This window comes from Luteibacter sp. KNZ12-1A (genome assembly GCF_056755675.1).
In genome coordinates, this window is the sequence record NZ_JBPGXU010000169.1 from 1 (window position 1) to 4,350 (window position 4,350).

General features: G+C 66.5%; 2 protein-coding genes. Both read right to left on the reverse strand.

Annotated elements, in window-relative coordinates; translation table 11 throughout:
• On the reverse strand, nt 1-2,732 hold a 2,732-nt coding region (locus ACR9ZJ_RS18955; RefSeq protein WP_481288640.1), incomplete at its 3' end, for a beta strand repeat-containing protein.
• Between the two features lie 153 nt (nt 2,733-2,885).
• Nucleotides 2,886-3,929, reverse strand: a complete 1,044-nt coding sequence (locus tag ACR9ZJ_RS18960) for a helix-turn-helix domain-containing protein (protein ID WP_481288641.1) — start codon at nt 3,927-3,929, stop codon at nt 2,886-2,888.
• Nucleotides 3,930-4,350: the final 421 nt, after the last annotated feature.

Genomic DNA, 4,350 nt, shown 5'->3' on the forward strand with positions numbered 1-4,350 from the left:
CCCGCACTGCCCACCGACACCACGCCCTGCACGGGCACCGCGACGCCGCTGAATGCCTCGTTGCCACCGCCCGTGCGATCGGCCACCGAGTCGCTGCCGATGGCGACGCCACCCTGGACGGAAGCCGATGCCCGCGCACCCAGCGCCACCGCACCGGTGCCACTGGCATTGGCCTGGGCGCCCGCCGCCATGGCGTCGTCGGCGGAGGCTTGCGCCGCGCCACCCAAGGCGATGCTCTCGTTGCCTGTCGCGTCGGCGGCCACGGCGACGGATTGGACGTCCAGATAGGGCGAGAGCCCGGCCGCAATAGCATTCACCCGGCTGTTCAAGGCGAAGACCGAGTCGTCGAGGGACGTGAACGCATCGCCGGCATTGGCGAACGAGGCCGACGAAACGTTGCCGCCTGCGTCCACCGGGCGCAACGCATACGCGGGTGCGGTGAAGATCGCGGTGACGGGGTCGAAAGCCGCACCGCCGCCCAGATAGCCCGCCAGGGCCTGGGTGATCGATCCGAGCTGGGCGCCGTTGACGGCATCCGAACTCGTCGGGGCGAGGCTGCCGGCGGCGAGATTGTGCACGGCGACGGCTGTGCCGGAGCCGTCACCGACCAGCGTGAGCGAGTTGAGTGGGTTCCCCGCGCCATCATTGTCGTAGAGCACCGACAGGCGGCTGAGATCGGTGAGGCCGGTGGATACCGCGCGCAGCTGCGCCACGTTCGCCACATCGGTATCCAGGGTGCCTGCGGCCACGCCTGTGACCTTGCGACCGCCGAGATTCACCTCACCCGTCGAGCTTTGCGGCGCGGTCAGCCCAAAAGCCGTGTAACCGGCTTCGGCACCGACGCTGGTGGCCGATCCATTGCCGATGGCTATGCTGTCGGCATGCGACGCGGTCGCGCCGTTGCCGATCGCGATCGCGTTGTTCGACGACGCGGTGGTGGCACCGCCGATGGCGATGGCCTCCGTGCCGGTCGCCGAAGGCAACACGCCCGTGGAATTGATCGCGACGTAATCCACGCCATTGGTATAGAACGTGTTGAGCCGGAGATTGAGGTTGCCGATGGAGGTGCCGAGATCGGTGAAGGTGCTGGTCACGTCGGCGTGCGTACCGACGCTCACCGCTCCCGCCGCATCGACGTGCGTGACGTTGAACGTCGGCGCGGTGAACACGCCGGTGGGACCGGCGGCCGTGGTGCCACCCAGGAAGGTCGCCACCGCCTGGTTGGTCGTATCGAGCTGTGTGCCGTTGACGGCATCCAGGCTGCCGGCGGCGAGCGATCCCGCCGCGAGGTTGTGCACGCCCACCGCGCCCGTGCCCGCGCCGACCAGGGTCACCGAGTTCGTCGGCAAGCCACCGCCGTCGGGGTCGTAGGTCACCGCGAGCGGATCGAGCGCGGAGACTTGCGAGATCGCACCCTGGAGCTGCAACACGTTCACGGCGTCGTAGCTGTCGGTGCCCGCGGCAACGTGGGTGAGCTGGCGTTCGTTGCCCGCGCTGCCGATGGACACGGCGCCGACGGATGTCTGTGGCGCGGCAAGCCCGAATGCGATGTATCCGGTGGCCGCGGCGCGATCGGCGATCGACGCGTTGCCGAGGGCGACACTGTTCACCTGCGACGACGTGGCGTTCGCGCCGACGATCGTCTGCGCATTGGCAGTGCCCGAGGCGCTGTCGCCAATCACGACGGAGTTGCCCTTGCGCGCGGCGAAATCGTTGGTCGGCACGCCGGTCGGATCGTTCGGGTCGTTGCGGCCGGAGCCGGGAAACACCGTATCGGCGTCTTCCGCGGGAAGCGTATGGCTCGCACCGCGGCCGATGACCACTTCCTGCGATCCGTTGGCCGTCGCCTTGTCGCCGACGATCACCTGGTTGTCCTGGGCGGGATTCACGGCCCAGCAACGAACCAGCGGAATACCCAGCAGGCTCGCGCAGTCGGACGACCAGGCAGGCGCGCCGTTCGGCAGCAGGATGCCGCCACCACCGGCGAAGAATCCGTCGGTGCCCCGGTTGACGTTGGTGATATAGCTTGCCGACGTGACGCCGCCAAGCAAGGTCAAATGCTGGTTCTGCCCCATGAGGGTGCCGTTGATCGCCGTGGAGACGGGCGTCAGGTTGACCAGGCTGAGGCTACCGATGCCGATCGTCTGGAACGTGCCGGTGACGTTGACGGCGGCGAGGTTCAGCGCGCCGCTGCTCAGGTATTGCGCATTGGGATTGAGCAAGGAGGTGAGCGTGGGCGACAGCGCGCCACCGACATTGCCGACCAGACCGCCGGTTCCCAGGATCAGGCCGGCAGGGTTGGGTTCGGCCGGCAACGGGTAGCGGGGATCCCCCGGTGCGATCGCCATGGGCGACACGATCGGGCCCGTGGTGGCATATGGGGTCGAGGTAAACGCCGCGCGCATCGATGGCGAGGTCGCGAGGATGCCTTGCATCGCGACCGTGGCCGCGTTGTCGTCCTCGTCCTCCTCCGTGGTCTCGGCCGTCGTATCGGATGGCGCCGTGGACGCCGCGCTCGACGTGGGCGTAACGGTGGGCGCACCGCCGGTCGCGGTGCTTGCGACGGGTGCGGGTGGCGGACTCGACGAGCCGTCCACTTGCGCCTCTTGCGCCAGGGCGTCAGCCGCGAAGAAAGAGGTCATCAACATCATCGCCGCCTGCGCCGCCACGCGCCGGTAAAGGAGCGCGCACCGCACGGCGCGCCCCGGCAGATCGAGGATCCGAAGATTCATTGTTCTTTCCCCTAACGATGGGTCGACCGCGTCGTGCGCGGACGGCTCGATTAGAGGATCGACCGGGGTGCGGAGTTGATCAATTGCGGCAACGGCGTAGTCGGATGCGGCAACGCGCTAATCGGAAACGGCACCTCCCTGTGCCGCGATGCATTACCAGCCGTCGTATTCCTCGACCGCGGAGAGGTCCTCCGTCGGCGAGCTGCGAGTGAGCGTCTCACGTGGTTGTTCACCGAACACGCTGCGGTACTTTTCCGCGAAACGCGAAAGGTCCCACATACCGCAACTGAGCGCGACCGATTTCACCGAACGGCGGCCGGCTTCCGCCGTCACCAGGCTGCGATGCGCCGTGCACAGGCGAAGCATCGCCAGGTAACGGTTGGGCGGAATGCCCAGCAGGTCGTCGAAGGCATAACGCAACCCGCGCTCGCTCGCACCGGCCGCCTGGCAAAGCTCCTGTGAATAGATGTCGCGACGCAGGTTCGCCCGCATGAAGCGTTCGGCCCGCCGCACCACCTGGTAATGCGCGCGCCTGCCGCGCGATGCCACGGGCCGCTCCTCGGGCGACGAGGCCAGGGCGACGCGGATATGCTCGTCCAGCAGGTCCTCGATCGGACCCATGACCGGATCCCCCGCCTCTTTCACCTGGCTCGCGATCTGCCGGTACGCGCGCTTGAGATGACCGGAGTGCACCGAGAAGAGGCGCAGGCGCTGTGCGGCCATGTCGACATCGGCGTGGTCCGAGGCGAGGAAACGCGAGCGAAAGCGCGCGTACGGGGCCACCACCATGGTGAAGCGCGTGCCGCGTTCGAACATGAAGTCGGTGGGGGTCCCTCGCAACAAGGTGACCGCCATGTCCGACTCCACGCTGATGCCCTGGCACCAGCTGCGCTCGCCGGCCTCATGCAGGTAGACGAGCATGCAAGCGTCTTCGGGAACCGTCAGCGAGCCGCGAACGTCGAAGTCGATATGCGCCGTGAGATAGGTCACGCCATCTTGCATCTTCGACGCGATGTATGCGCGAGGTCGCGCAGGGCTCAATGTCAACAAGTCCACTTCGCAAAGACCCAGCGAAGCGCCCAGTGTCACCAGATCGTAGTCTTCCAGACCAGGCACATCGGAAGGACGGCTCATGCGATAACCTCCCTGCGGATTGACCTCGTTGTCCTCGTCTGCATCGACGGGAACGGACTCCATTGCGGATACCGTTTCCCGGCAACGCCCCTGTCGTTGCCCGTACTTTTCCGGACATACCCCATGACACACATCTCCCACCCCCTGCGTCATACCGCAGGCACTGGACCCGCGGTCTTGCTCCATGCGCCGAAGCACTCCCTTCCGAATGAAATCATCGGCGCTGCCTATAACTAACGGTGTATGGGAGCAAATGCCAGTACTTTGTGAATTTGCCGATTCGGCATATCGACCTTACGAACCCCTGGAAGACTTGGCAGAACTAGTGCTTGGGACAGGATGGGCAGGCAGGGCTCCGCTGCGGCTACACTCGGTGCCGTGTTTCCAGCCCATAAGGGAAAGCCCCGACGATGCGACGCCTCGTTCTCGCCTGCCTGACCGTCCTCACCCTGGCCGCCTGCCAGTCCCACGATGAAGACAAGAC

Coding starts and splice junctions, on each gene's coding strand:
- ACR9ZJ_RS18960 (WP_481288641.1), bottom strand. CDS start 3,929: ATGGAGTCCGTTCCCGTCGATGCAGACGAGGACAACGAGGTCAATCCG.